Source organism: Rhizobium sp. KDH_Rht_773_N, from assembly GCF_052946295.1.
This window is the reverse complement of record NZ_CM129525.1, coordinates 652,030-675,078: the sequence shown is the minus strand read 5'-3', so window position 1 is coordinate 675,078 and position 23,049 is coordinate 652,030. Positions and strand designations below refer to the sequence as shown.

The following is a 23,049-nucleotide window of genomic DNA, read 5'->3' as shown; positions in this document are numbered from 1 at the left end:
GTTACTGCCAGCTGCTGTGCGGGATCTGGAACAGGTGCCGGATGCGCGTCGAAAGCGTCGTCGGGTGGCTGGCTTCGGCAGACACGCCGGCGCTGAAATGGTGTTTTTCGGCTTCGATCCGCCGCGACAGCAAGAGGCCGAGTTCTTCGGCCAGCGCCGGCCGCTCCTGCATGATCGCCGCCAGGTGATCCTTGGCGATCTCGTAGACCACGACGGATGTGAGCGCGCGGATATTGGCCGGCTCCAGCGCCCCCATCAGCACGCCGCGTTCGCCGAAGAGATCGCCGGGCGCGATCCTGGCGAGCTCGATCGTCTCGCCGCCTTCCTTGCGCTCCACCACGGCCACGCCGCGCCGCACGATCATCAGCGAGGTCAGAGACGTATCCTGCGTCGCGATCAGCGCGTCCTTGCGGAAGCTCAGCCGCTTCATGTCGGCCGCCAGCGATTCCTTCTCGTCTTCCGTCAGCGTCGAGAAGAGCGGGATGGCGTTGAGCAGCCGCCAGGCGGAATTCGGATGTTTGCCCGCCGCCTCCGCCGGATCGGCAACGGGGGCGGCCGGCGAGCCGGCGGGCGAGGCCAGCTGCAGCCCCGCCGCCTTGGCATGGCGATAGATGAGATCGTAGATCTCGTTGCGGGCAGCGGTCGCCTCGCCGAGCCCGGAAACGCGGAACGAAAGCTCGAACTCGACGGCATTGCTGTCGAGCCCGGTAACGCTGACGACGGGGGCGGGCGATTTCAGGATGGCGTTGCTGCTGAGCAGCACGGCACGCATCGTTTCCTCGATCGCCGCCGGCGTGTTCGAGGGCACCAGCCGGATCTTCAGCGAGACGCCGTGCGCTTCCTCGGGGCTCGTCAGGTTCGTCAACCGCGCCTTGGCGAGCGCGCTGTTCGGCACGATGACGAGGTCGTTGGTGCCGTTCAGAAGGTGGGTGGAGCGCCAGTTCGTCTCCACCACGCGGCCCTGCACGCCGTCGTCGAGGACGATCCAGTCGCCGACGCTGTAATGCCGCCCGAGATTGAGCGCGATGCCCGAGAACACGTCGTTCAGCGTGCTCTGCAGCGCAAGGCCGAGCACGATGGCGAAGACGCCCGACGTGGCGATCAGCGTGCCGACCGGGACGTCGAAGACATAGGACACGACCGACAGCGCCGCGCCGACATAGATGATCGCCACGAGCAGGTCCTGCAGCAGCCGCCCTTCGCGCGGTATGCGCTCGAAGATCAGGAAGAGCCGCACCGAGCTTGCCAGCACCATCGCCCCGCCGATCCACCAGACGGCCTTGGCGATCCCGACGAAGATGCGCCGGAACAGGTCCTGGGCCTCGCCCATGTCCGACGTATAGGGCGCGATCTTGTGCTTGACGAGCAGCGAGGTCAGCAGCGCGAAGAAGAAGATGTTGGCGATCAGCCGGAAGGTCGGGTTTCGCCTGAAGATGAATTGTGCCGCCGCGCTGAACAATACGAGGACGACGAACTGGAACAGCGGATCTTCCAGCATTGGCGATGACATGCATCCGTTCCTGGTTGGAGCCTCTGCCGCTATATCACGAATGCGCAAGGCCTGTCCCGGACACGAACGTATAGGTTGCCGGGCCGACCGGCCCGGCCGCAAACGGGCGGAAACCCGCAGCAGGCCCTAGTTTGGCCGGGGTTCAAGCGCGGCAAGAAAGAGCCGCAACTCCCGTTCCACGTAATCGGCAACCGCGCCCTCGGACGAAAAGCCCCACCACAGAAGCGACCCCTGCCATTGCGAAAGCATCAGCCGGGCAATGGCCCGCGCCTGCGCCGTCCCCTCGAAGCGCGCGGCCAGCGCCTCCGTCAGCGCCGCACCCCAGGCCGCACCTCGGGCGCGCAGCACCGGATCGCGGAAATCCTCGCGCAGCAGCAGCAGGCCTTCCGCATAGGAGGCGGGATTGTCGCCATAGTCCTGCGAAAGACCGCTCAGCAGGGCAATCGCCCCGTCCGCCGTCTTCGGCAGTGTCGCGGCAAGCCGTGCCGTCTGCGCGTCCAGCCGGTCCCAGGCATGGAGCAGGGCGGCGCGCAGCATGCCGGCCTTGGTGGCGAAGCGCTGCACCAACGTCGAACCGGAAAGGCCGCTCGCCCTGGCGACCGCCGCAAAAGTGGCCGCATCCGGCCCCTCGGACTGGATCACGTCGAGAACCATCGACAGCAGCTGTTCGTCGGAAAGCGTGCGCGGGCGCGGCATGAAATCTCCTCTTGCTTTCGCCGTATTTATGAACGAACATTCGTTTATATACAAGTTCGCCGGTTCGGCCGGATGTTTTTAGCGGGGAGGAGAGCGAAGTGACAGTGGACCTGAAGGGAAAGGTGGCGCTCGTTGCCGGCGCAACGCGCGGGGCAGGGCGCGGCATCGCCGTGGAACTGGGCGCGGCGGGTGCGACCGTCTATGTGACCGGCCGCACCACCCGCACGCAGCAATCCGAATATGGCCGGCCGGAAACGATCGAGGACACCGCCGAACTGGTGAACGCGGCCGGCGGGCGCGGCATCGCCGTGCAGGTGGATCATCTGGTGCCCGAACAGGTGGAGGCGCTGGTTGAGCGCATCCGCGCCGAAGAGGGCAGGCTCGATATCCTCGTCAACGATATCTGGGGCGGCGAGCACCTGACGGAATGGGACAAGCCGGTCTGGGAACATTCGCTCGACAAGGGCCTGCGCATGCTGCGGCTTGCGCTCGACACCCATTTCATCACCGCCCGTTACGCTCTGGCGCTGATGATCGAACGGCCGGGCGGCCTGCTGGTGGAGATGACTGACGGCACGGCGGATTATAACGCCACCCATTACCGGCTCTGCCCCTATTACGATCTGGTCAAGACGGGCACGAACCGCATGGCCTGGGCGCATGCCAGGGATCTGGCGCCGCACGGCGCCACCGCCGTCTCGCTGTCGCCGGGCTGGATGCGCTCGGAAATGATGCTCGAAATCTTCGGCGTGACGGAGGAGAACTGGCGCGAGGGCGCAAAGGTCCAGCCGCATTTCGTCATCTCGGAAACGCCGCGTTTCACCGGCCGGGCGGTCGCCGCACTCGCCGCCGATCCCGACCGCGGCCGGTGGAACGGCCAGTCGCTCTCCAGCTTCCGGCTGGCCGAGGCCTACGGCTTCACCGATCTCGACGGCACCCGGCCGGATTGCTGGCGTTACCTCGCCGAGGTGCAGGAACCCGGCAGGCCGGCTGACGATACCGGCTATCGCTGATGCTCCATGAGGCATCCGCAGGCGAATCTGCTAGTCTCCCGCCCGAAAGGGAGTGTGCATGTCTCTGCGTATCGTTTCGTTGAATGCCTGGGGCGGCAGCGTCCACGCGCCGCTCATCGATTATCTCGCAACGGCCGATGCCGATGTCTTCTGCCTGCAGGAAGTGGTGCGCTCGGCTGCCGATGCGCCGCACTGGCTGGAATATCGCGACGGCGGCATCGTGCTGCCGCAGCGCGCCCATCTCTATGACGAGATCGCCGCCGTCCTTCCGGATCACGACGGCTATTTCTGCCCGTTTGCGCGCGGCGATCTCTACCACGGCGCGAGGGCCTGCCCGACCGAATTCGGCATCGCCACCTTCGTGCGCAGGTCATACCCGGTGATCGGCCAGGCGGCGGATTTCATCCACGGCCGTTTTTCGCCCGACGGCTGGGGCGAGCATCCGCGCTCGCGCAACGCCCATTGCATCCGCCTGTTCGATTGTGCCGGCGGCTTTTCGCTCACCATCGCCCAGCTGCACGGCCTGCGCGATCCTGCCGGCAAGGGCGATATTCCCGCCCGCCACGCCCAGGCCGACGCGCTGGTCGAGCTGATCGAACGCCTCTGGCCGGGTGACGAACGCCTCGTCGTCTGCGGCGATTTCAACGTGCTGCCCGACAGCATAACCTTCGAAAAGCTCGGTCGCCTCGGCCTCGACGATCTCGTCACCGGCCGGGGTTTTACCGATACCCGCACCTCGCTCTATCCGAAGGAAGGCCGCTTTGCCGATTACATGCTGGTGACGCCGCAGGTTACGGTGGAGCGTTTCGAAGTGGTGGAAGCGCCCGAGGTTTCCGATCACCGGGCGCTGCTGATCGAGCTTGCCTGAACTATTCCGGCAGGTGCGCGGCGGCCCTGCCTCCGCAATCAACGCAGCTTGAAGTGCTTTTCGAGATCGGCGATCTGCGCGCCGTTCAGATGCCGCACTTTCATGCCGCGGGTGATGATCGAAAGCTTGGCCGCCTCTTCCAGCTCTTCGATGGCGAAGACGGCCGAATCGAGCGTGGCGGCCGAAACGATCGGCCCGTGGTTTTCCAGAAGCACGGCGCTGTGTTCGCCGGCGATTTGCGCAATCAGCGGCTTCACGTCCGCCGAGCCCGGCCGCGTATAAGGCACGACCGGCACCTTGCCGACGCGCATGACGACATAGGGCGTCAGCGGCGCAATGGCGTCGCTTGGGTCGGTATCGGCAAGGCAGGAAAGGGCGGTCGCATAGGTGGAATGCAGATGCACGACGGCGCCGGTCTGCGGCCGCTTTTCGTAGAAGGAGAAATGCAGCGGCAGTTCCTTGGTCGGCGCATCGCCCGAAACGTGCCTGCCGTCGCCGTCGAGCTTCGACAGGCGCTCGGCATCGAGAAAGCCCAGGCAGGAATTGGTCGGCGTCGCCAGATAACCGTCCGCCGTCTTCACCGAGATATTGCCCGAAGAGCCGGCCGTAAGCCCCCGCTCGAACAGCGATTTTCCCCAGCGGACGATGGCTTGGCGCAATTCTGTCTCATTCATGGCCGGCAATCCTGTCGAGAGCCTTGGCGAAAAAGTCGGGCGATCCGAAATTGCCGCTCTTCAGCGCCAGCCCGATCGGCCGCATCGGCCGGCCGCGCTCGGAGACGAGAACCGGCACGCCGGGATCGATCTCCGCGCCGATCGTCATCTGCTTGAGGCCGAGCGCCTCGACGACCGCGCCCGAGGTCTCGCCGCCGCCGACGACGATCTGGCGCGTGCCGGAATCGGCAAGCCGCCTGGCAAGGCTGCCGAAGAAATCTTCGAGGATCCTTGCCGATTCCTCGCGGCCGAAACGCTGCTGCACGAAGCTGACGACATCGGGCGAGGTGGTGGAATAGACGATCGGATTGTCGGCCGCGTTGGCGGCCACCCAGCGGGCGGCGTGCTCCACCGACATGGAGCCGCGCACGATGGCGGCCGGATCGATGGAAAGGCCGGGATGGTTCTGCAGGTGGCAGGCGACCTGGTTCTGCGAGGCGAGCGAGCAGGAGCCGCAGAGAATGACGCCGGGGCCGTCGACGGCCGGCACGTCAGGCGGAAGGTCCGACAGTTTGCCGCGCATGGCGAAATTGCGCGCCAGCCCCTGCGCCAGGCCCGATCCGCCCGTCACCAGCGCATGGTCGACGACCGCTTCGCCGATGGTCAGGAGATCGGCATCCTCGATGGCGTCGACGACGACGAGGCGGTTGCCGTCGGTCAGCTCGTCGCGCAACCGGCTGCGGATGGCGGCGGAGCCTTCGCGCACCGTGTCGAGCGTGATGCTGCCGACGCCGCCGCGCGTCTGCAGGCGCAGCCAGCGGCGGATATCCGGATCGGTCATCGGCGTCAGCGGATGGTTCTCCATGCCGGATTCGTTCAGCAGCTTGTCCTTGACGAAGAGGTGGCCCATGAAGACCCGCCGGCCGGTTGCCGGAAAGGCCGGACAGACCACGGTCACGTTGGCACCCGTCAGCCGCTGCAGCGCTTCGGCGACGGGGCCGATATTGCCCTCGGGCGTGGAATCGAAGGTCGAGCAATATTTGAAGAAGATCTGCTCGCAGCCCTGGTCGAGCAGCCAGCGCGCCGCGTCCATCGATTGCCACACGGCGTCCTCGGCCGAAATCGAGCGCGTCTTCAGCGCCACGACGCCGGCTTCGCAATTCACCTTGCCGCGGCCGGGGCCGACGAACTGCATCGTCGACATGCCGCCGCGGGCAAGGGTATTGGCAAGATCGCTGGCGCCGGTGAAATCGTCGGCAATGGCTCCAAGCAGCATGTCAGGCAGGCTCCGGCAGTCTGTTGTTCAATGCGTCCTCGATGCGGACGCGGATAATGTCGTCAAGGCATGTCCCGGCTGTGAAGCCGGGCGCAAGAGCGCGGCCGCGCCTGCGACCGCTCGTCCCGGCCGCGCCGATCACAAGGATTTTCATTTGAAACGGTCCCTCCGACCGGTGAAACGAACGCAGACCACGATATGCCGCCGCCCGAGTCGGCCCCGGCGGCGCCCGACAGTTAAGACCAGCCGGGCAGGGCTGTCACGCAATTTCGGCCGCAGCCGCCGGTTTGACTGTGGCTGGAACCGGCCGCGGGCCTTGCGACGGCCGCCGTTTCGCGGCAACAGAAGCGCATGAGCATCCCGACAGACCATCCTTTCGACTTCGACCCCACCTACGGCATGACGCTGGCCGGGCTGCAGGCAATCCGCCCGCCGCAAGCCCCGCCGGGCTTCGATGCCTTCTGGCAGAAACGGTATGGCCGGGCGCTCGCGGTCCGGCCCGAGCCGCGCCTGAGCCCGAGCGGCGATGCCCATGCGGACTGGCAGGTGCGCGATATCGTCTACACCTCCACCGACGGCATCGCCATCGGCGGCTGGCTGCTGACGCCCCGCCAGGGGCAAGTCCGGCGCGGCCTGATCGTCGGCCACGGTTACGGCGGCCGCGACCAGCCGGAATTCGACCTGCCGGTGGAGGAGACGGCCATCCTCTTTCCCTGTCTGCGCGGCATGCCCTCGCGCAGCATCCACCCGCCGATCTCGCCGGACGCCCCCTGGCACGTGCTGCACGAGATCGACGATCCCGACCGTTACGTCATCGGCGGCTGCGTCGAGGATGTCTGGGTCGCGGTTTCCGCCCTGCTTGCGCTCTATCCGGCCATCGACGGCCATATCGGCTACAGCGGCATCAGCTTCGGCGGCGGCATCGGCGCGCTCGCCATTGCCTTCGACGGCAGGATCAGGCGCGGCCATCTGACGGTGCCGACCTTCGGCGACCGCAAGCGCTGGCTGACATTGCCGACCGTCGGCAGCGCCCATTCGGTGCAGGAATACGCAAAGACCCATCCCGATGTCTTTGAAAAGCTGCGCCTTTTCGATGCCGCAACGGCAGCGGCCCGCATCACCGTGCCGATGCTGGCGGCCGTCGCACGCTTCGATCCGGCAGTGGCGCCGCCCTGTCAGTTCGCCGTGGCGAACGCTCTGCCGAAGTCAAAATTTAACGAAATCTTCATCCTGGACGCCGGCCATTTCGACTATGCTGATAGTGCAGTGCAGCAGACTGCGCTGCGTGAGCGAGTCGGGCGGTTTTTCAGGGGTCTATGAACCGAGAATATCTGCGCTGGTACAGCGATCGGCTCCATCGTGACATGGAGCTTCTGGTGTTCGGACATGCCGGCGCCAAAGTCCTGATGTTCCCAACGCGGGAAGGGCGCTTTTGGGAATATGAACATCTCGGCATCGTCGCCAGCCTCGCCGAAAAGCTTGAGGCCGGGCAGCTGCAGCTCTTCTGCATCGAGGGCCTTGCCAGCGAGACCTTCTACGATTTCGCCCGCCACCCGGCCGAACGCATCCGCCGCCATGTCGCGTTCGAGGAATATGTGCTGAACGAGGTCCTGCCGCTGATGGAAAGCCGCAACGGCCACGAATGCACCATCGTCCACGGCTGCAGCCTCGGCGCCTTCCAGGCCGCCAGCCTCGTCTTCCGCCACCCGCATCTCTTCCGCAAGCTGGTGGCCTTTTCCGGCCGATACGACCTGACGATGAAGGTCGAATCCTTTGCCGATCTCTTCGAGGGCTATTACGACGAAACGGTCTATTTCCACATGCCGACGCATTTCCTGCCGGGGCTCACCGCCGGCTGGCGGCTGGAGAAGCTGCGGCAGGTCGATATCGTGCTGACCATCGGCAACGAGGACCCCTTCCTCGACAACAACCGCCACCTGAGCCGCCTGCTCGCGGAAAAGGGCGTCGGCCACCAGCTGCATTTCTGGGACGGCAGGGCGCACCGCGCCGGGGCCTGGCGGCGGATGGCGCCGCTTTACATCTAGGATGCCGGCAAGGACGCCGGCACTATTGCATCAGCGGCTTCTTGAGAAAACTGTTGCGGTCGGCGGATTTGATGCGCAGCCAGGCCTCGCGGCCGTTGCGCAGCACGCGCATCGGGATTTCCGCGCCCGCCGGGCCGCTCTTCCAGACCTTGCGGTAGAAATCGGCAAGCCCGTCCACTTCGCCGTCGCGAATTTCCGAGATCACGTCGCCCTGCTGCAGGCCGGCCTGCGCGGCGGGGCTGCCCTTGGCAACGCTCATGACCACCACTTCGCCGTTGCTTTCGGCCGAGAAAGCGCCGAGCCAGGGGCGGGGCGGGCGGTCGATCTGGCCGCGGTTGAGCAGGTCGTCGAGGATCGGCGGCAGAAGGTTGATCGGCACGACCATGTTGATGTCGGCCACCTCGTCGCCCTGCACCATCTGCAGGCGCAGCGAGCCGATGCCGAGCAGCTTGCCGTCGTCGCTGACGAGCGCCGCACCGCCCCAGGAGGGGTGGGCGGGGGCGATGAAGATCGCCTCGTCGAGCAGATATTCCCAATAGCCGGCAAATTCCTGCTTGGCGACGATATGGGCCTGCACGAATTCGCCGAGCCCGTCGGCGAAGATGACGGCATCGCCGACCCTGGTCTTGACCTTGTCGCCGATTTCGAGCGCCGGCAGGTCGAGAGGCGCCAGCGACTGGATGAGGCCGAAGCCGGTTTCCTGGTCGTAGGCCAGCGCATGGCCGGGCACGACCTTGCCGTCATGGCGCGTCAGCCAGATTTCGTCTGCTTCGGTAATCAGGTAGCCGATGGTCAGCACCAGCCCGTTTTCCCTGATGACGACGCCGCTTCCTTCCCGGCGGGTGCCCAGCGTGTTCGCGGTAAAGGCATCTTCGGGGATGGAGGCGCGAACGGCCACAACTGACCGTAAAATCCTGTCGATATTCATGGTTTCATCCTCGTAAGGCGCGGCGCGGAGGCCGAGAATGCTGCCCAGAACGATGCGAGGGCCGGCAGGGGCCGCCGGACGCATACCATTCCCTCTATAGGTATGAAACGACAGGCGATCCTGCAAGACCCGCCGGCTGCGGTCTTTTACCCCGGCCTGCGGCCGTATTGCCGCGGCGAGCGCGCCATCACCCGCTTGAAGGCGGTGCTGAAGGCGCTTTCGGATTCATAGCCGAGCGAAAGCGCGATCTTACCGATCGGCTCGCTGCCATTGGCCAGCCGCTCGCCCGCCAGCATCATCCGCCAGCGGGTCAGGTAATCCATCGGCGCGGCGCCCACCTTCTGCTTGAAACGCTCGGCAAAGGAGGAGCGCGACATGCCGGTCATGGCGGCCAGCTGCTGCAGCGTCCAGCGCCGCGCGGGTTCGGCATGCATGGCGCCGATCGCCATGCCGATCTGCCGGTCGGCAAGCGCAAACAGCCAGCCCGTGCCTTCCGTATCGGGTGCCGCAAGATAGAGCCTGAGGATCTGCGCCAGCATGATATGGGCCAGATGCTCGGTCATCAGGAAACCGCCCGGATGCCGGCCGCGCAATTCCCGCGCCATCTGGTCGATGGCAAAACGCAGCACCGAGGCCTGGTCGGAACGCGCGCTGACAGGGACGACCGGCGGCAATATGCCGAGCAGCAGGCCGGCGCCGGCGCCGGAAAAGCCGAAGCGGCTGCCGACGAGGAAGAAGGCGCCGCCGCCGTTGCAGGTCGCCACCCCGTCTTTGGCATGGGCATAGATGTCGTCGGCCGGGATCGCCGGCAGGCCGCGGTCGCTCGCCATCCGGAAAGGCCGGCTCTGCGTCAGCAGGAAGCAATCGCCCTCTTCGAGCCTGACAGGCTCGGCCCCGTCCACCTCCAGCCAGCAGCCGCCGGAAAGAACGGCGTTGAACTTGATGCCCTGCGGCGGCGGAAAATCGATCGCCCAGTCGCGGCCGGCATCGAGCCCGAGCGAGACGTAGCTTTTCGGCTTCAGCAGCGCCAGCACATCGGAGAGCGGGTCAACCGAAGGGGAGTTCATGGCAAAATCCGGACGATCGCAAACATATCATGGACTTTAACGCATGGATCGTATGGGCGCCACCGCCTTACCCTGCGGCCGGAAGCAGAAAGGAGACTTTTATGGAAAAGGCGCAACACCCGATCGGTTCCGGCTTCGGCCCCCGCTCGACGGCCGACGACGTGCTCGAAGGCATCGATCTTGCAGGCCGGCTGGCCATCGTCACCGGCGGCCATTCCGGCCTCGGGCTGGAAACGACGAAAGCCTTGTCGCGGGCCGGCGCCCATGTGCTCGTCGGCGCGCGCCAGCCGGAAGCGGCGGCCAGGGCACTCTCCGATATCGCCAATATCGAGGTCGACAGGCTCGATCTCGCCGATCTCGACAGCGTGCGGCGGTTCGCCGGGCGCTTCGTCGCCTCCGGCCGCAAGGCCGATATGGTCATCAACAGCGCCGGCATCATGGCCTGCCCGCAAACGCCGGTCGGGCCGGGCTGGGAGGCGCAGTTCGCCACCAACCATCTCGGCCATTTCGCTCTCGTCAACCGCCTCTGGCCGGCAATATCAGGGGGAGCCCGCGTCGTCTCCGTCTCCTCGGCCGCCCACGGCATCACGCCGATCCGCTGGGACGATATCCACTTCGCCAATGGCTACGACCGCTGGCAGGCCTACGGGCAGGCAAAGACCGCAAACGCACTTTTCGCCGTGCATCTCGACCGCCTGGGCCGCGATGCCGGCGTGCGCGCCTTCTCGCTGCATCCCGGCAAGATCCTGACGCCGCTGCAGCGGCATCTGGAGAAGGCGGATATGGTCGCCGCCGGCTGGATCGACGCCGACGGCAATCTCGCCGACCCGACGTTCAAGACGCCGGAGCAGGGCGCCGCCACCCAGGTCTGGGCGGCCACCTCGCCGCAGCTTGCAGGGCTCGGCGGCCTCTACTGCGCCGATTGCGATATCGCATCCGTCTCCGACGACGGCGCGGAAACCAGCGTGCGCGCCTATGCCGTCGATCCCGGCGAGGCGGCCCGCCTCTGGGCGCTCTCGGCGGAACTGACCGGCGTAGATGCCTTCAGGCGGGCATAGCAATTCCAGCAGAAGTGCGTAGCGGTTCTGCGTCCGGAATTGCGTAAAACAAGGGCACAGCAATTCCAGCAGAAGTGCGTAGCGGTTCTGCGTCCGGAATTGCGTAAAACAGGGGCACAGCAATTCCAGCAGAAGTGCGCAGCGGTTCTGCGTCCGGAATTGCGTAAAACAGGGGCACAGCAATTCCAGCAGAAGTGCGTAGCGGTTCTGCGTCGGAATTGCGCAGAACAGGCGCATAGAGCATTTCGTTGTTCGAAGAAAAACGGAACGCTCTATGCGTGGATGCCGGGCGCCTCGTAGCCGGTGCGCTCGACATATTCGGTATAACCGCCGCCATACTGGTGGATGCCGTCGGGTGTCAGTTCCAGCACGCGGTTGGAAAGGGCCGCCAGGAAATGCCGGTCGTGCGAGACGAAGAGCATCGTGCCCTCGAAATCGGCGAGCGCCTTGATGAGCATTTCCTTGGTGTCGAGGTCGAGGTGGTTGGTCGGCTCGTCGAGCACCAGGAAGTTCGGCGGGTCGAACAGCATCTTGGCCATGACGAGGCGGGCCTTTTCGCCGCCCGAAAGCACGCGGCAGCGCTTGTCCACGTCGTCGCCCGAAAAGCCGAAGCAGCCGGCCAGCGCCCTCAGCGGCGCCTGCCCGGCCAGCGGGAAGGAATCCTCCAGCCATTCCAGCACGGTGCGCTCGCCGTCGAGCAGGTCCATGGCGTGCTGGGCGAAATAGCCGAGCTTGACGCTGGCGCCGATCGTCACCGTGCCGGCATCCGGCTCGGCCGTGCCCGTCACCAGTTTCAGCAGCGTCGATTTGCCCGCACCGTTGACGCCCATGATGCACCAGCGCTCCTTGCGGCGGACCATGAAATCCAGCCCCTCATAGATCGTGCGGCTGCCGTATTTCTTGTGCACGTTCTTGAGGTTGACGACGTCTTCGCCCGAACGCGGCGCCGGCTGGAATTCGAAAGCCACCGTCTGGCGGCGCTTCGGCGGCTCCACGCGCTCGATCTTTTCCAGCTTCTTGACGCGGCTCTGCACCTGCGAGGCATGGCTGGCGCGCGCCTTGAAACGCTCGATGAACTTGATCTCCTTGGCCAGCATCGCCTGCTGGCGCTCGAACTGCGCCTGCTGCTGCTTCTCGTTCTGCGCCCGCTGCTGCTCGTAGAAGCCGTAATCGCCGGAATAGCTGTTCAGCGAGCCGGCATCGATCTCGATGATCTTGGTGACGATGCGGTTCATGAACTCGCGGTCGTGCGAGGTCATCAGCAGCGCGCCCTCGTAGGTCTTGAGGAATTCCTCCAGCCAGATCAGGCTTTCGAGATCCAGATGGTTGCTCGGTTCGTCGAGCAGCATCACGTCCGGGCGCATCAGCAGGATGCGGGCGAGCGCCACGCGCATCTTCCAGCCGCCCGAAAGCGCGCCGACATCGCCGTCCATCATTTCCTGGCTGAAGCTCAGGCCCGCCAGAACCTCGCGCGCCCGGCCTTCCAGCGCATAACCGTCCAGCTCCTCGTAGCGCGCCTGCACCTCGCCGTAACGCTCGATGATCGCGTCCATCTCGTCCATGCGCTCGGGATCGGACATGGCTGCTTCCAGCTCGCGCAGCTCGGCGGCGACGATACTGACGGGGCCGGCACCTTCCATCACCTCGGCAACGGCGCTGCGGCCGGACATTTCGCCGACATCCTGGTTGAAATAGCCGATGGTCACATGTTTTTCGACGGAGACCTGGCCCTCGTCCGGCAGTTCCTCGCCGTTGATCATGCGGAAAAGCGTCGTCTTGCCGGCGCCGTTCGGGCCGACGAGGCCGATCTTTTCGCCGCGGTTGAGGGCGGCGGTGGCTTCGATGAAGAGGATGCGGTGGCTGTTCTGCTTGCTGATATTTTCGATACGGATCATGTCTGACGTGAAAGCTCGGGAGAATTTTGGCGCCCTTATGCCACGGGTTTTCGCCCGTGTCGCAGGTTTTCCGCGTCATGAAGCTGTGATCTTTGCAGCCTGTGTCCATTCCGCACGACTGGAAATCGAGGCGTCCTTCCTTATTATCCCGCAGAGGGAGGCGCCCATGACCGACAAGACACCCGGCAGGCCCGCAAGACCGGCGCAACCGAAGCTTCTGTCCGGCGGCAATCCGCAGATCGCCAAGGGTTTTGGCGACGGCCCGGTGCAGGCCTATATCGCCGCCATGCCCGGCTGGAAAAGCGAGGTCGGCCGCCGCCTCGACGCGCTGATCATGCGCACCGTCCCCGAAGCGGAGAAGGCCGTCAAATGGAACTCGCCGCTCTACGGCATGAAGGGCGACGGCTGGTTCCTGTCCATCCATTGCTTCGACAGATACGTCAAGCTGGCCTTCTTCCGCGGCGCTGCCCTGCAGCCGGTGCCGCCGGAAGAATCCCGGACGGCGCAGACGCGTTACGTCCATATCCACGAGAACGACCCGATCGACGAGGCGCAGCTTGCCGACTGGGTCAAGCAGGCAAGCCTGCTGCCAGGCGAGAAAATGTAAGGAGAGTGACGATGAAGAAAGCGGCGACGACGAAAAAGGAAACGGAACTCAGGCAGGCCTCGCCCTCCGACTTGATCGACGCCAGGATCGCGGAACTCGGCGACTGGCGCGGCGAAACGCTCGCCCGCGTGCGTGCCGTCATCCGGCAGGCCGACCCGGAGGTCGAGGAGACGTGGAAATGGCGCGGCGTCCCGGTCTGGGAACATGCCGGCATCATCTGCACCGGCGAAACCTACAAGGCCGTCGTCAAGCTCACCTTCGCCAGGGGCGCCTCGCTGGACGATCCCGCCGGCCTGTTCAACGCCAGCCTCGAAGGCAATACGCGCCGCGCAATCGATATTCGCGAAGGAGAGGCGATCGACGAGGCGGCGCTGAAGGCGCTGGTGCAGGCGGCCGTGGCGCTGAACACGGCGCGCAGGTCGTGAGAAACCGATGGGCCGGCTGAAGGAAATCGTCATCGATTGCGACCACCCCGCGCGCGTTGCCCGCTTCTGGGCCGAAGCGCTCGATGGCTACGCGCTGCTGCCCTACGACGAGGACGAAATCGCCCGCCTTGCGGCACTCGGGCTGACGCCGGAAACCGACCCGGTCGTGCTGGTCGAGGGACCCGGAACGCGCCTCTGTTTCCATCTTCGCCGCGGCGAGCGCCCGGCCCGCAACCGCGTGCATCTGGATATCGCCGCCGCCGACCGGGAAAGGGAGGTCGCGCGCCTGATATCCCTGGGCGCGACCTTCGTGCGGGAGGCGTCCGCCTACACCGTGCTGAACGATCCGGAAGGCAACAATTTCTGCGTCACCTCCGGTTAGGCCGTCAGACGGATTTCACCTCGCCGCCATCCATACGCAAGGTCGCGCCCGTCATCCAGTGCGCGGCGGGCGAGACGAGGAAGGCCATCAGCTCGGCGATCTCTTCCGGCTCGCCGTAGCGGGCAATGCCGGCCTCCTTCGGAAACCGCGCCGTCGCCTCTGCCACGGTCATGCCGTGCAGCGGCGCCCAGTGCTCCAGATAGCTGCGGCGGCGTCCGGTCATCACCGGGCCGGGCAGCACGCTGTTGACCTGCACGCCGTCCTCGATGCCGCGATCGGAAAAGGCCTTGGCGAGCGCCGATATCGCCGCGTTGATCGTGCCGACCGCCGCATAGGCCGCCTTCGGAAAGACGGCCGAATTGCCCGACATCAGCACGACGGAGCCCTTCGCCTGTTTGAGCGCCGGCCAGGCGGCGACGGTCAGCCGCCGCGCCCCGTGCAGCTTCAGCGCCATGCCGTCCTCCCATTGCCGGTCCGTCATCTCGAACAGGTCGATCTGCGGCACGGCGCCGGCAATGTTGAGCAGCGCGTCGATGCGCCCGAAAGCGGCAAGCGCCCTGTCGACGACGGCTTGTGCTGCCGCCGGCTCGGCAAGATCGGCATCGACGACGAGCGTTCTGGCGCCGGCGGCCTCGGCTTCCCTGGCGGTTTCGGCAAGATTGGCCTTGTTGCGGGCAACGAGCACGAGCCCGGAAAAATCCCTCGCAAGGCGGATGGCGGTTGCCTGGCCGATGCCCTGGCTGGCACCGGTAACGATAGCGATCCTGTCGGATATGGTATCTCTCCTGTTTGCTTCTGTTTCAGCCAAGGAAATCGCGGATTGCGGCCGCAATCTCGTCGACATGGGTTTCGAGCGCGAAATGGCCGGTGTCGAAGAACTTGATGACGGCATCGGGAATATCGCGGGCAAAGGCCTGCGCCCCCGGCGGCAGGAAGAAGGGATCGTTCTTGCCCCAGACGGCGAGGAAGCGCGGCCTGTGGGTGCGGAAATAATCCTGGAAGGCCGGGTAGAGCGCCACGTTGCTCTTGTAATCGCCCATCAGGTCGAGCTGCACCGCTTCGGCGCCCGGACGCGACAGGTAGAAATTGTCGAGCGAATAGCCGTCGGGCGAGACCCGGTCCGGATCGGCAACGCCGTGCGTATATTGCCAGGCCGTCGTCTCCGGCCGCAGGAACGCCTTCAGCGCGTTGCGGTTTTCTTCCGTCGCATTCTGCCAATAGGCCTGGATCGGGTTCCAGCCCTCGCTCAGGCCCTCCTCATAGGCATTGCCGTTCTGCGAGATGATCGCCGTGATGCGCTCGGGATGTTTCACCGCCAGCCGCAGGCCGGTCGGCGCGCCGTAGTCGAAGACATAGACGGCGTAGCGGTCGAAGCCGACGATCTCGGTGAAGCGGTCGATCGTCTGCGCAATGCTGTCGAAACTGTTCGTCACCGGATCGTCCGACTGGCCGAAGCCCGGCAGGTCGGGGGCGATGATGTGGTAGCGGTCGGCCAGCAACGGGATGAGGTCGCGGAACATATGGCCCGACGTCGGGAAGCCGTGCAGCAGCAGCAGTTTCGGGGCGCCCTTTGTGCCGGCCTCGCGATAGGCGATCTTCAGGCCGTCGACGGCGGTGGTGCGGTAGCGGATATCGGTCATCGTCATGTTTCCTTCTGTTGGCATGGTTGGCAATTTCAGGGGCCGGGACGGGGCCTCAGCGGCCGCCGCCCTGCCGTTGCCGCCGCCTGAACGCTTCGGGCCGCAGGTAGAGCAGGAGGGCCGAGCAGATCAGCGCGAAACCGAGAAGCGGCAGCAGAGGGGCGGCGAGCCCCGCGGCGGCAAAGGTCATGAGCCCCAGCCAGGTGCGCCGGCGGGCAAGCCTGCGCGCCTCCTCCGGCACGTCGCCGGCATCGGCATGGGCAAGGATTTCCCGCTCGAACAGCAGGTAGGCGATGTTGACCAGCACGAATACGGCGGCATAGGCGGCCACCGGAACCGGCGAAAGGTTCGTGCGCGCCATCCAGGCCGTCGTGAACGGCAGCAGCGAGACCAGGAACAGGTGGGCGAAATTGATCCAGATGAGCTGCGGCGAGGCATAACGCACCAGCCGCAGCAGGTGATGGTGGTTGACCCAGATGATCGCGATGAACAGATAGCTCAGGCCATAGCTGAACAGGGTCTGCCACAGCGCCAGGATGGCGCCGAGCGTGGCTTCCTCCGGCGCTTTCAGTTCCAGCGCCATGAGCGTGATGACGACGGCGATCATGCCGTCCGAAAATGCGCCGACGCGTTCCGTCGTAACCTTGTGCTCGCGCATCTGCTTCTCTCCTCGAAAGCTGGATTCAGGCAGCGGCTGCGGCTGCCGCCGCTTCGCGCAGGACCTGCAGCACCGGCTGCGGCGCCGTCACCATCGGCGTATGGTCCACCGGGAAGGGCCGCTGCGCCGCCCCCATGCGCCCGGCCATGAAGCGCTGGTTGGCCGCCGCGATCATCCGGTCGTCTTGCGCCACCAGGAACCAGGACGGGCGATCCTTCCAGAGCGGCCGGCCGACCGGCACCGTGATGCAGGCCGGCGAGATCGGCCGCTGCACGGCGGCAAGCACCGCCAGTTCGTCCGCCGCCGCATTCTGCGCATAGGCCGTGGCAAAGGCTTGGCGCGGATAGTGGATCAGGCCGTTGCCGTCCGGCGCCAATTGCGGCGCGCGCGCATCCGGCTCGCCGCGATAGAAGACGTCGGCCACCGTCTCTCCCTCGTCGGGGGCAAGGGCTGCGACATAGACCAGCGCCTTCACATTGTCGTTGCGCACCCCGCCGATAACCGCTCCGGCATAGGCGTGGCCGGCAAGGACGACCGGCCCGGCCAGCCGCGAAAGCGCCTGGTCGAGCGCTTTCACGTCGTCGCCATAGGAGGTCAGCGGCAGCGGTGCTGCGGTCACGGAAAAACCTTCGGCGGCAAGCGGTGCGATAATCTTGGCCCAGCCCGATCCATCGGCCCAGGCGCCGTGGACGAGCACGATATTCATGGTCTGCTGATCTTTCGGCTGCGACGGCATCGGTTTTCTCCTCTTTCGGTACGTAACCGTTTAAAGCGATGCAGAATGGTTACTCCCAGATGGCGTAACTTGTCAACAGCCATTTGATCGGTTACACATGAGTCACGATTTGAAGCGGACTGCCAAAGCTCCCCTGGGCGGCAGTCGGAATAGGACCTGTGATGGACAAGCACTCTCCCGCCCTGTTTCTGGGCGACGCGCTGGCGCTCGATTTCCTGAATTCGGTGGCGACCCCGGTCGACACCCCTGTCGATTGGATCGAGGACGGGCAGGGCCTGTTGCGCTGGCTGGAACAGGCAGGGCTGGTCTCGCGCGAAACCATCGAAAGCCTGCAGGCCCAGGCCTTGCCGGGAGAGCTCGACAAGGTCGCCGATCAGGCGCGGAACCTGCGTGAGTGGTTCCGCGCTTTCGTGCGCGCGCACAAGGGAAAGCCGCTGAAGCCGGAAGCGCTGGCCGAGCTCGAGCCCTTAAACCGCCTGCTCGAACGCGACGAGGGGTTCGGCCGCGTCGTCACGCGCCGGACGGAGGCGGGCGAGATTTTCGACTTTCAGCCGATGCGCAAATGGCGCTCGCCGGAAGCCCTGCTGCTACCGGTCGGCGAAGCGATCGGCCGCTTCGTCTGCACCGAGGATTTTTCCAATGTGAAGGCCTGCGAAGGGCCTGTCTGCACGCTGCTCTTTGCCGACCACACCCGTGGCCACCGCCGGCGCTGGTGCAGCATGGCCATGTGCGGCAACCGCGCCAAGCAGGCCGCGCACCGCGACCGGGTCAGGCAGGCGTAACCCTCATTTCCTCGGCAAGCCGGTCGAAGCCGATGCCGGTGCCGCTTTCCCTGATATCGCCGTCGCTCGCCTCGCCGAACACGGCCTGTTCGGTGTAGGTCATCCGCGTCGTGGCGCCGCGCCCGGCAAATTCCACCGTGACCAGCGAGGAGGAAATGTTCCTGCCCGCCGTCAGCATCGTATAGGCATAGACGATGCGCTCGCGCGGATGGATTTCGAGAAAATAGGCGCGCATCGCCTGTTCGGTTCCGTCGGGCATGCGCCATGTCAAACGCTCGCCGCCGCCCGCCTCGAAGCTGAACTGGTCCTCCGTCACCTGCCAGTCGTCATGGCAGGCGGTCCAGCGCCGTTTCAGCCGGTGGTCCGACCAGAAGCGGAAGGCATGCGCCACGCTGCCCGGCAGGTCGCGCTCGATGACGAAAGTGCGGTGATTGACGCTGGCACCCATCAGTGATCCCTCTCTTCGGGAGTTTCTGCCATCAGAAGCGCGAGCCGGTCGAAGGCGGCGTGCATCTCGGCCTGGCGCTGCTCGATCCAGCGGTTGATGGCGCCGAAAGCCTGCTCCTGCATGCGATAGGTGCGCACGCGCCCCACCTTTTGCGAAACGACGATGCCGCTTTCTTCCAGGATGCGCAGGTGTTTCAGCACCGCCGGCAGGCCGACATCGGCCGGTTCCGCCAGTTCCGTGACGGAGGCCGGCCCCCTGGCAAGCTGCTCCACGAAGCCGCGCCGATAGGGATCGGCAAGCGCCTGGAACATCCGGTCGAATTCGGCTGACGCCGGTTCTGCCATCAGAATGCCTCGAGATAACGCGCCGGCATCGCCTCCCGGTAGGGAAACATCGAAAAATAGGGCCGGGCTTCGGTCAGCACGCGTTTGACGGAAGCCCGTTGCAGCAGACGCTCCAGATAGGCGGAAAGCGCCGGCCGCCCCGCCTCGAACGGATGCACGATGGAGGCAAAGAACAGGCCCGGCAGGGCCGCGCAATCGGCCATGGTGAACGTGTCGCCCGTCGCCCAGGGCCGCCCCTTCATCTGCGCCTCGATCATCCCGTAGGCCTGGTCCAGCATCGCGTGCGCTTCGCCGACCCCGTGCGGATCATGCGCGCCGGCCGGCCGGATCCTGTCGGTGACGATCTTCTGCATCGGCACGCTGACATAGAGATCGTAGAACCGGTCCCACAGCCGGACCTGCAGCAGCGCCTCGGGGTCCTCGGGCAGCAGCCGCACCGGCCCCGGATAGCGGGCCTGCAGATATTCGATGATGATGCTCGTTTCCGGTATCGTGCGCCCGTTCGCCTCGTCCTGCAGGATCGGGATCTTGCCGACCGGCCATTTGTCGAAGAGGGCCGCCGCCGAACCCGCATCGGCAAAATCGACGATCCGGCTGTCGAAATCCGTGCCGTTTTCGTAAAGCGCAATCAGCACCTTGTGGCAGAAGGAGGCGAGCGGATGCAGGTAAAGGGTCAGCGTCATGGAGCACCTATGGTTTCCAATTGTGGAAACTATATCTCCGATCCCGTCATTCCGCAAGATGCTTTCCAGATATGGAAAGTTTTATGGCGATGTGCGTGGGCCGCGCCTATTTCGCAAACCTGCGCGCGCCGGCCACGCAGAGAATGACGGCGACCGTCACCGCCAGCATGGACGGGCTCACCGTTTCGCGCAGCAGTGTCGCGGCCAGCGCCAGGCCGAAAAAGGGCTGCAAGAGCTGCAGCTGGCCGACGGCGGCGATGCCGCCCTGCGCCAGGCCGCGATACCAGAAGACGAAGCCGATCAGCATGCTGAAGAGCGAGACATAGGCAAGGCCCAGCATGGCCGGCGCCTGGATCTCGGCAAAGGACGGCGGCCGCCAGGCGATGGCGGCAACGAGCATGACCGGCAGCGAAACGACCAGCGCCCAGGAAATCACCTGCCAGCCGCCGAGCCGGCGCGACAGTCGCGCGCCCTCGGCATAACCGAGCCCGCAGACGATGACGGCGGCCAGCATCAGCGCATCGCCGACGGGCGAGGCGGTCAGCCCCTGCGCCAGCGCAAAGCCCGCCACCAGCGCGCTGCCGAGCAGCGAAAACAGCCAGAAGGCCGGCTTCGGCCGCTCGCCGCCGCGGATGACGCCGAAGATCGCGGTCGCCAGCGGCAGCAGGCCGATGAAGACGATCGAATGCGCCGAGGTCACATGCTGCAGCGCCAGCGCCGTCAGCAGCGGAAAGCCGACGACGACGCCGAGCGCCACGACGACGAGCGAGACGAGATCCTGCCGCGACGGCCGCTTCTCGCGGAAGACGAGCAGCAGGCAGAGCGCCAGCACGCCGGCGATCGCCGCGCGCGCCACCGTCAGGAAAACCGGGTCGAGCTGCATGACGGCGACACGCGTGGCCGGCAGCGAGCCGCTGAAGATCAGCACGCCGATAAAACCATTGATCCATCCGGTCGCCGTGCGATCCATGCGGGCACTCCTCTTGTTCGTCCCGTGTTTATCCGTTGTTCGCACTGGCGCTGCCAGCCACAGTTCGGTACAGTTTGCGCAAACTGTTATGGTGAGGGGACCAGTACGGATGGACGAGCAGCGACAGGCAAACACCCGCGTCGGCATGGTCATGGCCACCATCCGCCAGCGCATCGCCGCCCGCAGCCTGACCCCCGGCGCCAGGCTGCCCTCGATCCGCGGCCTCTCGGCAAGCTTGAAAGTTTCGGCCTCCACCGTGGTCGATGCCTATGAGCGGCTGGTGGCCGAGGGCGCGATCCTCTCGCGCCCCGGCTCCGGCTTCTATGTCGCCAGCCACACGGCACCGCTGTCGCTTGCCGATATCGGCCCGAAGCTCGACCGCGCGGTCGATCCCTTCTGGGTGTCGCGGCAATCGCTGGAGGCGGACGAAAGCGATCTCAAGCCCGGCTGCGGCTGGCTGCCGCCGGCATGGCTGCCGCAAGAGGCGATCCGCCGGGCGCTGCGCTCGCTGTCGCGCGCCGATGCCGCAAGCCTTTCCGATTACGGCGCCCCTCTCGGCCTCAAGCCCCTGCGCCAGCTGATCGCGCGCCGCATGGCCGAGCGCGGCATCGAAGCTTCGCCGGATCAGGTCATGCTCACCGAATCCGGCACGCAGGCGATCGATTTCCTCTGCCGTTTCCTGATCGAGCCCGGCGATACCGTGCTGGTGGACGATCCCTGCTATTTCAATTTCCATGCACTGCTCAGAGCCCATCGCGCCAAGGTCGTGAGCGTTCCCTATACGCCGTCAGGCCCCGATATCGAGCGCTTCGCCGCCGCACTTGCCGAGCACCGGCCGCGCCTCTACATCACCAATTCCGCCATCCACAATCCGACCGGCGCCACGCTCTCGCCGGTCACGGCCCACCGGCTCCTGAAGCTTGCCGAACAGCACGGCCTCACCATCATCGAGGACGATATTTTCGCCGATCTGGAACTGACGCCGGCCCCGCGCCTTGCCGCCTTCGACGGGCTCGACCGCGTCATCCATATCGGCAGCTTTTCCAAGACCCTCTCGGCCGCCGCCCGCTGCGGCTTCATCGCCGCGCGGCCGGAATGGATCGAAGGCCTGATCGACCTCAAGATCGCCACCTCCTTCGGCGGCGCCCGGCTCTCCGCCGAACTGGTGCTCGGCGTGCTCAGCGACGGCAGCTACCGCAAACATGCCGACGGCCTGCGCAGCCGTCTCGCCAGGGCGATGTTCGAGGTCACAACGCGGCTGAAGACCCTGGGTATCCGCCCCTGGCTGGAGCCGCAGGCCGGCATGTTCCTCTGGTGCCACCTGCCGGATGGCCTGGATGCCGCAGCCGTGGCGCGCGCCGCACTCGCCCGCAATGTCGTGCTGGCACCCGGCAACGCCTTCAGCCTCTCGCAATCGGCCACCGGCTTCATGCGCTTCAACGTCTCCCAGACGCTGGACAACAGGGTGTTTGACGTGCTGCGGGATGCGCTGAGGCAGGCGTCGATCAGCCGGCCCGCCACTCCATGAAGGCCTTGCCGATCACCTTGCCGTCTTGTTCCCGCCGCAGCCGGCAGAAGGCGTGCAGCCGGTCGGGGGATAGTCCCATCAACTCCACCCGCACGGCTTCGCCAACCCGGATGTTACCGGAAAAGAAGATCTCCCGCCGGGACACGTGCGAAAGCTCCGGAAACCATCGCCCAAAGGCGCGATCGGCGAGCGCCTGGAATTCGGCGAAATAGAACAGCCCGGCCCCGTTAAATTCCTGCGACACATCCGGCTCGAAGCGGAAGCCGCGTAGTGCCTTGACCGGATTGGCCGGCAGGCCGAAATGCGTCTCCAGCGTGCCGGCGCGCAACGCCGCCGCCGTCCTCGCCAGCGCATTATCCTCCACGGTGGCCGCCATGCCGGGCAGGGGAACGCGGGCGATCGAATAATTGTCGCCCTCCCGCATGCGGCAGACGAAGGTGGAGATCAGCTCCACCTCGCCGATCAGGCCGCCATGCACGAAAAGCCGGTGACGGGTGGAAACCTGCGTGCGCGAGACCGGCGAAAGCACCGAACGGATCGTCAGCACGTCGTTGGCGCGAACTGTGCCGAAATTCGCCTGCTCCAGCGAGGTCGCGCAGATCGCCGCATAGGCCTCGCCGCCATCGGGTGTGCGGAAATCGGCATTCCCCATGCCGAGATGGCGCGCGAGCATCAGCCAATGGCGATGCCCGAGTTCCTTCATCGCCCAGGTCTCCGAAAGGCCCGCGGGCGTCAGGTGCGGCATGCCGATGAGCATGTGCGGCGCAAGCGCCTGTTCCATCAGTTCGCGCGCGGATGGAGCAGGCGGATGAAAATCGAGGATCGCGACATTCATGT

Annotated in this window: 27 protein-coding genes; 10 read left to right on the top strand and 17 right to left on the bottom strand. The window is 65.7% G+C overall.

What is annotated here, in order from left to right; all coding sequences use genetic code 11:
• Position 1 precedes the first annotated feature (1 nt).
• Together ACU8HS_RS03500 and ACU8HS_RS03495 are read right to left on the bottom strand one after the other, a co-directional pair.
• Positions 2 to 1,510 (bottom strand): mechanosensitive ion channel family protein, encoded by a 1,509-nt coding sequence (locus tag ACU8HS_RS03500; RefSeq protein WP_113500519.1) that lies wholly within the window; start codon positions 1,508 to 1,510, stop codon positions 2 to 4.
• Between the two features lie 126 nt (positions 1,511 to 1,636).
• A complete protein-coding gene (locus tag ACU8HS_RS03495) occupies positions 1,637 to 2,206 on the bottom strand; it encodes a TetR family transcriptional regulator (protein WP_447015409.1) in 570 nt (189 codons plus the stop codon).
• Between the two features lie 98 nt (positions 2,207 to 2,304).
• Here ACU8HS_RS03495 and ACU8HS_RS03490 point away from each other — a divergent pair, with 98 nt between their 5' ends.
• Together ACU8HS_RS03490 and ACU8HS_RS03485 are read left to right on the top strand one after the other, a co-directional pair.
• Positions 2,305 to 3,219 (top strand): SDR family oxidoreductase, encoded by a 915-nt coding sequence (locus ACU8HS_RS03490; protein ID WP_112568687.1) that lies wholly within the window; start codon positions 2,305 to 2,307, stop codon positions 3,217 to 3,219.
• A gap of 58 nt (positions 3,220 to 3,277) precedes the next feature.
• Positions 3,278 to 4,087: an endonuclease/exonuclease/phosphatase family protein gene (locus ACU8HS_RS03485; protein ID WP_447015408.1), complete on the top strand. Its 810-nt coding sequence runs from the start codon at positions 3,278 to 3,280 to the stop codon at positions 4,085 to 4,087.
• Between the two features lie 38 nt (positions 4,088 to 4,125).
• Here ACU8HS_RS03485 and otnC read toward each other — a convergent pair whose 3' ends face one another.
• From otnC to ACU8HS_RS03470, 3 genes are read right to left on the bottom strand one after another with little or no spacing between them, the layout of a single operon-like run.
• Positions 4,126 to 4,761, bottom strand: a complete 636-nt coding sequence (gene otnC / locus ACU8HS_RS03480) for a 3-oxo-tetronate 4-phosphate decarboxylase (RefSeq protein ID WP_113413643.1) — start codon at positions 4,759 to 4,761, stop codon at positions 4,126 to 4,128.
• The gene (gene otnK, locus ACU8HS_RS03475; RefSeq protein WP_112705422.1) at positions 4,754 to 6,016 is read right to left on the bottom strand and encodes a 3-oxo-tetronate kinase; all 1,263 of its coding nucleotides are present in this window, start codon (positions 6,014 to 6,016) and stop codon (positions 4,754 to 4,756) included. Before otnK ends, otnC begins: the two co-directional genes overlap by 8 nt.
• 1 nt (position 6,017) lies before the next feature.
• On the bottom strand, positions 6,018 to 6,170 hold the full coding sequence (locus tag ACU8HS_RS03470; protein ID WP_162706916.1) for a hypothetical protein: 153 nt from the start codon (positions 6,168 to 6,170) through the stop codon (positions 6,018 to 6,020).
• Between the two features lie 197 nt (positions 6,171 to 6,367).
• On the opposite strand from ACU8HS_RS03470, the gene ACU8HS_RS03465 reads away from it, so the two are divergent.
• Both ACU8HS_RS03465 and ACU8HS_RS03460 read left to right on the top strand, forming a co-directional pair.
• Complete coding sequence (locus tag ACU8HS_RS03465; RefSeq protein WP_447015407.1) at positions 6,368 to 7,336, top strand: acetylxylan esterase; 969 nt, start codon at positions 6,368 to 6,370, stop codon at positions 7,334 to 7,336.
• Positions 7,333 to 8,061, top strand: coding sequence for an esterase family protein (locus ACU8HS_RS03460; RefSeq protein WP_447015406.1), 729 nt, complete (start codon positions 7,333 to 7,335; stop codon positions 8,059 to 8,061). The genes ACU8HS_RS03465 and ACU8HS_RS03460 overlap by 4 nt, the downstream gene beginning before the upstream one ends.
• A gap of 22 nt (positions 8,062 to 8,083) precedes the next feature.
• Here the strand turns inward: ACU8HS_RS03460 and ACU8HS_RS03455 are convergent, their stop codons facing one another.
• The gene (locus ACU8HS_RS03455) at positions 8,084 to 8,989 is read right to left on the bottom strand and encodes a S1C family serine protease (RefSeq protein WP_112568784.1); all 906 of its coding nucleotides are present in this window, start codon (positions 8,987 to 8,989) and stop codon (positions 8,084 to 8,086) included.
• Between the two features lie 146 nt (positions 8,990 to 9,135).
• Positions 9,136 to 10,056, bottom strand: coding sequence for an AraC family transcriptional regulator (locus ACU8HS_RS03450; protein WP_447015405.1), 921 nt, complete (start codon positions 10,054 to 10,056; stop codon positions 9,136 to 9,138).
• A 101-nt stretch (positions 10,057 to 10,157) separates the two neighbouring features.
• On the opposite strand from ACU8HS_RS03450, the gene ACU8HS_RS03445 reads away from it, so the two are divergent.
• On the top strand, positions 10,158 to 11,114 hold the full coding sequence (locus ACU8HS_RS03445) for an SDR family NAD(P)-dependent oxidoreductase (RefSeq protein ID WP_447015404.1): 957 nt from the start codon (positions 10,158 to 10,160) through the stop codon (positions 11,112 to 11,114).
• A gap of 272 nt (positions 11,115 to 11,386) precedes the next feature.
• On the opposite strand, the gene ACU8HS_RS03440 is transcribed toward ACU8HS_RS03445, so the two are convergent.
• Positions 11,387 to 13,009 (bottom strand): ABC-F family ATP-binding cassette domain-containing protein, encoded by a 1,623-nt coding sequence (locus ACU8HS_RS03440; protein ID WP_112705417.1) that lies wholly within the window; start codon positions 13,007 to 13,009, stop codon positions 11,387 to 11,389.
• A gap of 166 nt (positions 13,010 to 13,175) precedes the next feature.
• Here ACU8HS_RS03440 and ACU8HS_RS03435 point away from each other — a divergent pair, with 166 nt between their 5' ends.
• From ACU8HS_RS03435 to ACU8HS_RS03425, 3 genes are read left to right on the top strand one after another with little or no spacing between them, the layout of a single operon-like run.
• Positions 13,176 to 13,616, top strand: a complete 441-nt coding sequence (locus tag ACU8HS_RS03435) for a DUF1801 domain-containing protein (protein WP_113500515.1) — start codon at positions 13,176 to 13,178, stop codon at positions 13,614 to 13,616.
• A gap of 11 nt (positions 13,617 to 13,627) precedes the next feature.
• Positions 13,628 to 14,041 carry a DUF1801 domain-containing protein gene (locus ACU8HS_RS03430; RefSeq protein ID WP_447015403.1) on the top strand — a complete coding sequence of 138 codons (414 nt, stop codon included), beginning with the start codon at positions 13,628 to 13,630 and terminating at the stop codon, positions 14,039 to 14,041.
• Positions 14,042 to 14,048: 7 nt separating this feature from the next.
• Positions 14,049 to 14,423, top strand: coding sequence for a VOC family protein (locus ACU8HS_RS03425; protein WP_447015402.1), 375 nt, complete (start codon positions 14,049 to 14,051; stop codon positions 14,421 to 14,423).
• Between the two features lie 4 nt (positions 14,424 to 14,427).
• On the opposite strand, the gene ACU8HS_RS03420 is transcribed toward ACU8HS_RS03425, so the two are convergent.
• Genes ACU8HS_RS03420 through ACU8HS_RS03405 form a run of 4 tightly spaced genes read right to left on the bottom strand, consistent with a single transcriptional unit; the run spans position 14,428 to position 17,457 of the window.
• Positions 14,428 to 15,198, bottom strand: coding sequence for an SDR family oxidoreductase (locus ACU8HS_RS03420; RefSeq protein WP_113413650.1), 771 nt, complete (start codon positions 15,196 to 15,198; stop codon positions 14,428 to 14,430).
• A gap of 25 nt (positions 15,199 to 15,223) precedes the next feature.
• The gene (locus ACU8HS_RS03415) at positions 15,224 to 16,063 is read right to left on the bottom strand and encodes an alpha/beta fold hydrolase (protein ID WP_447015877.1); all 840 of its coding nucleotides are present in this window, start codon (positions 16,061 to 16,063) and stop codon (positions 15,224 to 15,226) included.
• A gap of 55 nt (positions 16,064 to 16,118) precedes the next feature.
• A complete protein-coding gene (locus tag ACU8HS_RS03410; RefSeq protein WP_447015401.1) occupies positions 16,119 to 16,721 on the bottom strand; it encodes a TMEM175 family protein in 603 nt (200 codons plus the stop codon).
• Positions 16,722 to 16,746: 25 nt separating this feature from the next.
• On the bottom strand, positions 16,747 to 17,457 hold the full coding sequence (locus ACU8HS_RS03405; RefSeq protein WP_112757904.1) for an alpha/beta fold hydrolase: 711 nt from the start codon (positions 17,455 to 17,457) through the stop codon (positions 16,747 to 16,749).
• Positions 17,458 to 17,618: 161 nt separating this feature from the next.
• On the opposite strand from ACU8HS_RS03405, the gene ACU8HS_RS03400 reads away from it, so the two are divergent.
• Positions 17,619 to 18,239, top strand: coding sequence for an ABATE domain-containing protein (locus tag ACU8HS_RS03400; RefSeq protein ID WP_112568712.1), 621 nt, complete (start codon positions 17,619 to 17,621; stop codon positions 18,237 to 18,239).
• Here ACU8HS_RS03400 and ACU8HS_RS03395 read toward each other — a convergent pair.
• The 4 genes from ACU8HS_RS03395 to ACU8HS_RS03380 form a co-directional block, all read right to left on the bottom strand.
• The gene (locus tag ACU8HS_RS03395; RefSeq protein WP_112705410.1) at positions 18,226 to 18,687 is read right to left on the bottom strand and encodes an SRPBCC domain-containing protein; all 462 of its coding nucleotides are present in this window, start codon (positions 18,685 to 18,687) and stop codon (positions 18,226 to 18,228) included. The two genes, ACU8HS_RS03400 and ACU8HS_RS03395, sit on opposite strands and share 14 nt — an antisense overlap.
• Positions 18,687 to 19,031: an ArsR/SmtB family transcription factor gene (locus tag ACU8HS_RS03390; protein ID WP_112568716.1), complete on the bottom strand. Its 345-nt coding sequence runs from the start codon at positions 19,029 to 19,031 to the stop codon at positions 18,687 to 18,689. Before ACU8HS_RS03390 ends, ACU8HS_RS03395 begins: the two co-directional genes overlap by 1 nt.
• Complete coding sequence (locus ACU8HS_RS03385; RefSeq protein ID WP_447015400.1) at positions 19,031 to 19,714, bottom strand: glutathione S-transferase family protein; 684 nt, start codon at positions 19,712 to 19,714, stop codon at positions 19,031 to 19,033. Before ACU8HS_RS03385 ends, ACU8HS_RS03390 begins: the two co-directional genes overlap by 1 nt.
• 106 nt (positions 19,715 to 19,820) lie before the next feature.
• Entirely contained in the window at positions 19,821 to 20,684 is an 864-nt protein-coding gene (locus ACU8HS_RS03380) for a DMT family transporter (protein ID WP_447015399.1), read from the bottom strand.
• 88 nt (positions 20,685 to 20,772) lie between these two features.
• Here ACU8HS_RS03380 and ACU8HS_RS03375 point away from each other — a divergent pair, with 88 nt between their 5' ends.
• Positions 20,773 to 22,212 (top strand): aminotransferase-like domain-containing protein, encoded by a 1,440-nt coding sequence (locus ACU8HS_RS03375; protein ID WP_447015398.1) that lies wholly within the window; start codon positions 20,773 to 20,775, stop codon positions 22,210 to 22,212.
• On the opposite strand, the gene ACU8HS_RS03370 is transcribed toward ACU8HS_RS03375, so the two are convergent.
• On the bottom strand, positions 22,190 to 23,047 hold the full coding sequence (locus tag ACU8HS_RS03370) for a Pnap_2097 family protein (protein WP_447015876.1): 858 nt from the start codon (positions 23,045 to 23,047) through the stop codon (positions 22,190 to 22,192). The genes ACU8HS_RS03375 and ACU8HS_RS03370 overlap by 23 nt on opposite strands.
• Between the last annotated feature and the right edge of the window lie 2 nt (positions 23,048 to 23,049).